Here is a 6,444-nt window from a genome sequence, read left to right as displayed (position 1 = left end):
CACCGGCACCGACCACCTCTTCCACACCCACCCCTCACCACAGCAAGCGATGAACGCCGCCCACCTCACCAGCACATCCACCTACAGCACCTGACCCGCGACGTGGGGCCGCAGGCGCGGCCGACGTGCTCGATGGCCTGCGAGACCGCTGCCAGGCGGGGGTCCCGCGCGGTAAACCTCCACATCAAGGCTTTGAGCGGGAACTGCTCACGCAGCACCTGCTGTGGCGGGCCGCCCGACGCGGTCATGAAGTGTGAGATGGGTGTCCGGGCGGTGAGTACCCCTCTGGGATGCCTCGCGGTGAATCTCGCCCGAGCGCAGAGCACCCGATTCGGCGGGCGAATGTGCCGGACGTGGCATCACAAGTTCGGTCCGCCAACCAGCGTGCCGGCCTCGGAGTCGCCGGGCGCCCAGGGACGGGCTGCGCAAACTATGAGCGTGCTTCGTTCAGTTCCGGCGCCAGTTGTTCGTGGGCGGCTGTGCGCCATTCGGTGAGCAGGACCGTGGCGTCGTCGCCGAGTTGGCCGTGGTGGTGGTCGAGGATGTTCATGATCAGGCGTCGGAGGGTTTCGGGGACGGGCAGGTTGCTGCTGTGGTGACGGATGATGAAGTCGACGAATCTGGCCAGCCCGAATTCGCGGCCGTGCGGTGCGCCGGCTTCGGTGATGCCGTCGGTGTAGAGCAGTAGCCGGTCACCGGGTTCGAGCTGTTCGTGGCACACGGTGACGGGCACCCCCAGATTCATGCCCATGGGATGGGAGGGTGGGCAGGTCAAGGTGGTGCTCCAGCGGCCGCCGCGGATGAGCACCGGCGGTGGATGGCCGCGGTTGATCCAGTTGAGCATGCCGGTTTGCAGGTCGAGGTCGGCCATGACGGCGGTGACATAGCGGGTGGTGCGGCCGAACTGTGCGATCAGGACTTGTTCGATGGCCGTGCTGTTGGCGGCCAGGTCCATGTCCTGACGGCGATGGTTGCGGCAGGAGGCCATGGCCAGTGTGGAGGTCAGGGCCGCCGACAGGTCATGGCCTTCGGCGTCGAAGACGGCCAGATGCAGGGTGTCGTCGTAGAAGGCGTAGTCGAAGGTGTCTCCGCCCATCTCGTAGGCGGGCTCCATCGCCGCGCCGATGGTCACCCGCGGGGTGGCGCAGGTCAGCGACGGGGCCAGCCGCCACTGCATCTCGGCGGCGACGTTCATCGGTCGCGAGCGCACGAGCCTGGGGTAGGAGTCACTGCTGACGCGCTGGCTGACCAGCAGCAACGCCAGCAGGGACGCCAGGTGGCGGCCGGCCGCAGGGGGCTCGCTCTCAGGGCCGGGCAGCTTGAGCAGGCCGAGCCGTTCGGTGCCGTTCAGCAGCGGGAGCCACCACAACTGCCGCCCGTCCTCGCTGCGCTGCGACAAGGGCCGCACTTCCTGGAAGGCGCGGCCGGGCAGCGTGGCATCGATGCGCAACTCGCCATCGTGCTCGCCGTCTTGGCCGGGTCCGTGCTTGCTGCCGTGTGACCGAGCCGCGGACGCCGCGCCCAGGCCGGATGGCGTCATCGGACGCAACACGCTCTGCTGTAGATCGGCCACGTAGATCACCACGTCGTCGAGGCCCGCGTGAGCGGCATGGCGGGTCACCAGCCCGGGAAGATCATCCAAGGTTGCCAGGTGGCTGGCCTCCAACAGGCCCTTCAACATCCGCTCCACCCCGCTCATCTCCACCATGACACTCCCACTCCTGCGTTCGCCTTTCAGCACCATGACCCCGGCCGGCGCCCACCCGCGGCCGCGCTGCGACGACGGGCATCGCTCGGCTGCCCTCCGACCGCGGCGGTCATCCGCATCGATGCGTCGTCATCGGCCGCGCCGCCGTGGTGGGGGCGCTCAGCTACTCAGCTCCTCCGGTACGGCAGCGCCGCCCGTCAGCCGGGTAAGGTCGCTGATCTCATCGCAACGGCGGCACGTCGGCCAGATCCCGATGCCCGGGGCGGGATCGCTGCGACTACCCACCAGCCGCATCCATGACCTCCAGGCTCACCCCGCCGACATCGCCCCAGGTGATCAGCTGCCTGCCTGCCGTGTTCCGGAACCTTGATGGCGACCTCGCCGGCCGTGATCACCAGCGGTCAATCCAGCGACCTGCCGAAGGCCCGCACACACTCCCGCGGTGCGTCGGGGCGGTCCGTGATCGGCCACTCCAGCCGGGAACCCGAAAGTACGACCATCACCACCCTTCACCAGCGCACCCATTCCGGGCGCATACGTCTCACCAGTGCCCCCATGCCTTCCTCTTACACATGCGGCCTGCTGTGACCTGCGGCGATACCAACCAGGCCGTCGCGAAGCTTTCGGGTGGGATCCCAGGCCGTGGATGGAGCGGAGGCCTACGCACGGTTCGACAGCCGGCGCCGAGGGAGAGACGCCCCGGTAAGAAATTTCCAAGACCCGCGACAACACGATCCGGCACGGTGGCGGCGTGACAGCCCGTCTCAACCCGTATTCCGGAGGACAAGCATGAGAAGAACCGCTAGTGCGATCACCGCCGCCGCGCCTGGGCGTCTGGATGACGAGGAAATCGGGCATGCGTAGGCTCCTGGTCGTTCTTCCTACGCTGGCTCTGTTACTGAGCGGGCAGAATGCCCTGTCGGCGACGGCTGCTCAACCGGCCGTCTCCGGAGTGAAACCGAAACATCTGCTGGTCGCCGAAGCCGCGGCCGCCTACTGGGGAGCCCATCCCAGCGACTTCACCGGCCTGTCCAGGGCCATCGAGCAGGCCGGCGGGGACACGGTGCGATTCAGCGTCGCCGGAGCCGAGGGCGTGCCGGCGGAGCAGGCACAGCGGGCTCACAACGCAGCCGTGGCCGGCACGCCGACCATGGCATCCGCGAGCGTCCCGGAGATTCCCGTCGACGCCTTCCAGGTTTCCGCCTACTGGTACCGCGTCCAGGACCAGTACGGAGAGTGGTGGAACTTCACCGGCTCATGGCAGTTCAAGAACGGTTACTCCGAGCCGAATCCCCGCATGGCGCCCGACGACGCCTCGGCAGTAAGGATCAAGCCCGAAACCCCGACCTGCTGGAAGTACGCCGGCGACTACTTATGGGCGTGGTCACGGTCGAACGAACCCAAGCACGGGGACGCCTACCGGAAGGACGGGGGCGAGGAAGAGAGCGTGTGGGGGCTCAGAGCCACCGAGTACTGGGGAAGCGTGCTCACCCACCACGGCCAGCACATGGTGTCCTACAAGAAGATCGGGTCATGCACCGATGACCTATGGGGAAGATACTTCCTCGAGCACAACATCCTGGGCAACGGATCCTGGTCCTACAGTTTCGGCGCGTCCACCCCCACGGGCCTGAGCTTCAACGTGAACTACTCGCCGCCGGACCTTCCCGATGCCGTTCTGAAGAAGTCCACCGACAGCATCAGCCACCGACCTGGCGGAGGATGCGGAGAGACGTGCGCCCCCGGAGAAGGCGGTAGCGGTGGCGCCGGAGGCAGAGGTGAACCTATCGGAAAACCACAAACCCCCGTCGTCCGAGGAGGCGGCACCGTCGGCGATCTGACCGGGGACGGGAAAGCCGACGTCCTCACGGTCCACGGCGACGACCTGTACTTGTACCCCGGCAACGGCTCCAGTCTGGGCGAGCGTTCCTGGATCGGGTACGGCTGGGGCGCGGGCATCGCCACCATCAACGTGGCCGACGTGACCGGGGATGGGAAGGCCGACGTGGTCGCCACCACCACCTCGGGTGACATGTACCTGTATCCCGGCAACGGCACGAGTCTGGGCGAGCGTTCCTGGATCGGGTACGGCTGGGGCGCGGGCATCGCCACCATCAACGTGGCCGACGTGACCGGGGATGGGAAGGCCGACGTCGTGACCACCACCACCTCCGGCGACATGTACCTGTATCCCGGCAACGGCAGCAGCCTGGGGGCCCGCTCCTGGATCGGCAACGGCTGGAAGGACGGGTGGGCCAATCTGAACGCCGGGGACATCACGGGCGATGGGAAGGCCGACGTGGTGGCCATCACCACCTCCGGCGACATGTACCTGTATCCCGGCAACGGCAGCAGCCTCGGGGCCCGCTCCTGGATCGGCAACGGCTGGACCGCGGGAATCGCGGTCGTGGACCTGGGAGACATGACGGGCGACAGCAAGGCCGACGTCGTGATGGTCGACAACGGCGGGAACATGTTCCTGTATCCCAGCAACGGCAGCAGCCTCGGGGCGCGCTCCTGGATCGGCAACGGCTGGACCGGGCATCGGGTGGGCGGATAACGGCCGAACGACATACTGCCTCCGTGGAGTCGTTTCCGCGCACCAGCGAGGTACTTCGTTCCGGTGGTGAACCGCACCTCACCACCGGGACGCGCGGTCGGGCGCAGCCTGCGGCCGCCGGGGTCTCTCGCTGTACCTCGGCACGGGAGGACCTCTGACCGGTCCGGACACGCTGTTTTGTTCGCTGCATCGAGGGCAAGCGGCGTAGATGACGAATCCACGCCCATCCTTCCTCGATGAAACGCTCAGCCTGCTGACCGGTGGATACGCCTGGCTGCCCGGATTGTGGCGCCGCCGCCGCGGCGGCGTCGTCCGCACTCGTGTGCTGGGACGCCGTACCGTGGCGCTGCGCGGGCCCGAGGCGGTGCGGTTCTTCTACGACGAACGCCACATGAAGCGGCATGGCGCGCTTCCCGAACCGGTCCAGGCCACGCTCACCGGCAAGAAGACGGTGCACAGCCTCGACGGACCCGAGCACCGAGCGCGCAAACACCTGTTCCTGTCCGCGCTGGCCGACCCCGGCCGGGTCACCGCCCTGGCCGAGGAGGTAGGCGCACGCTGGGACGAACGGGTTCGAGGCTGGCCCGCGCACTCGCGTGTCGTGGTTTTCGACGAGGCGGCCAAGGCCATCACCGAGGGCGTGTGCGCCTGGGCGGGCGTCCCGTTGCCCGCTGACGAAGCCGACGCGCTGGCCGCCGACATGGTGGCGCTCGTCGACGGGTTCGGCGGCGTCGGACCCCGGCACTGGAAGGCACGGCGGGCTCGGGTACGGCGCGAGAAGTGGCTGGCCGGGCTGCTCTCCGAGCCGGGAGCGGTGCCGGCCGGATCGGTGGCCGATCTCGTCGCGCGCCATCGCGGGCACGACGGCGAGGGCCTCGAGCCGGAACTCGCCGCTACCGAGTTGCTCAACATCATCAGGCCCACGGTCGCCGTCGCCTGGTATGTGGCCTTCGCGGCTCATGCTCTGCATCGCTGGCCGGACAATCGTGCGCGACTGCTCGCCGACGGCTTCTCCTACGCCGACGCGTTCGCCCAGGAGGTACGGCGCTTCTACCCCATCGCCCCCTTCGTCGGCGCCTTCGCTGTCAAGGATCTGACCTGGCAGGGCGAGCCGATCCCCGAAGGCGCCCTGGTGCTGCTCGACCTCTATGGCCAAAACCATGATGGCGACCTGTGGGCACGCCCCTACTCCTTCGAACCCGGCAGGTTCGTCGGCGCCTCCCTCGGACGCGACGATCTTGTGCCCCAGGGCGGCGGGGATCCGCACACCGGACACCGGTGTCCGGGCGAAGCGGTCACCGTCGCGCTGCTGCGGACGCTGGCCGTACGGCTCGCGAGGCTGGACTACATGGTGCCGCGCCAGGACCTGACCATCTCCCTGCGCAGGGTACCCACACGGCCCCGCAGCGGCTTCGTCATCACCGACGTGCGCGGCGGCGGAGCGGAGCCGAAGGGCGCGCTCGCCAGCCGGTCCTCGGGGCGCTGCCGCCGTAACGTCCTGCACCGGTGAGCAGGCCGGCCTCCACGATCACCTCGCCGGTCGCCGCGGGGTCCCGACGGAGTCCCTCATCCTGCGGTGGTGTACGGACAGCAACAGCCCGAGAGGATCGGCGGTGGAGTCATCTCTCCGCTGCTGCCGATTTACGGCGAGTCCGCGACGTACCCGGAGCCCATGGAGCAGGGGTATCCTGCCGGCGAGCAGTTCGATGGCCTCGCGCACGTCGTCGCGGTTGAGTCGGCGGGCCACATGGGGACCGGCTTTGGCCGCCGGTGCCCCGCACAGTCGGGCGAGCTGGTGGAAAGTCCTGGATGTCGCGACCGCCGTGGCGTGGCCGGTGAGATGCAGGGCGGAGATCTCGCCGACACCGCCGGCGAGGACGGAGATACGCAGATGGGCGGCGTTGGATCCGATGTCGAGCACGCCGAGTCGCATGGCCGCACACCTGCCCCCCGGCGGGGCCATCGGTCTCGGGATCGCACCCGGACAGCCGTCACGGACACGGATTCGCGCGGAAGGTCAGCAGAGACCACATGCGGTGGCCGCCCATGGGTAGAGGCTCTCGGGACACCGATTCAGGAGGATGACACGGCCCAGACCGTAGCTGACGTGATGACCGCTGATCCGCACTCCATTGAGGTCGCCCAGCCCGTTCGGCCGGGACGAGACGGGGAGAGC

4 protein-coding genes are annotated in these 6,444 nt (G+C 68.4%); 2 read left to right on the top strand and 2 right to left on the bottom strand.

The window, feature by feature from the left end:
* Positions 1-430: 430 nt before the first annotated feature.
* Positions 431-1,708, bottom strand: coding sequence for a PP2C family protein-serine/threonine phosphatase (locus HNR40_RS52315; protein ID WP_221341898.1), 1,278 nt, complete (start codon positions 1,706-1,708; stop codon positions 431-433).
* Positions 1,709-2,660: 952 nt separating this feature from the next.
* Between HNR40_RS52315 and HNR40_RS52310 the strand changes: the two genes are divergently transcribed.
* Both HNR40_RS52310 and HNR40_RS52305 read left to right on the top strand, forming a co-directional pair.
* Complete coding sequence (locus HNR40_RS52310; RefSeq protein ID WP_184976225.1) at positions 2,661-4,268, top strand: FG-GAP repeat domain-containing protein; 1,608 nt, start codon at positions 2,661-2,663, stop codon at positions 4,266-4,268.
* Positions 4,269-4,476: 208 nt separating this feature from the next.
* The gene (locus HNR40_RS52305; RefSeq protein ID WP_184976223.1) at positions 4,477-5,778 is read left to right on the top strand and encodes a cytochrome P450; all 1,302 of its coding nucleotides are present in this window, start codon (positions 4,477-4,479) and stop codon (positions 5,776-5,778) included.
* 18 nt (positions 5,779-5,796) lie between these two features.
* Here HNR40_RS52305 and HNR40_RS52300 read toward each other — a convergent pair whose 3' ends face one another.
* A complete protein-coding gene (locus tag HNR40_RS52300; protein ID WP_184976221.1) occupies positions 5,797-6,201 on the bottom strand; it encodes a hypothetical protein in 405 nt (134 codons plus the stop codon).
* Between the last annotated feature and the right edge of the window lie 243 nt (positions 6,202-6,444).

This window comes from Nonomuraea endophytica (genome assembly GCF_014203235.1).
Lineage (GTDB): Bacteria > Actinomycetota > Actinomycetes > Streptosporangiales > Streptosporangiaceae > Nonomuraea > Nonomuraea endophytica.
This window is presented reverse-complemented; position numbering and strand designations above follow the sequence as displayed.

Excerpts from the sequence above, each read along its gene's own strand:
- HNR40_RS52315 (WP_221341898.1), bottom strand. The coding sequence starts at position 1,708 with ATGGTGGAGATGAGCGGGGTGGAGCGGATGTTGAAGGGCCTGTTGGAG.
- HNR40_RS52305 (WP_184976223.1), top strand. The coding sequence starts at position 4,477 with ATGACGAATCCACGCCCATCCTTCCTCGATGAAACGCTCAGCCTGCTG.
- HNR40_RS52300 (WP_184976221.1), bottom strand. The coding sequence starts at position 6,201 with ATGCGACTCGGCGTGCTCGACATCGGATCCAACGCCGCCCATCTGCGT.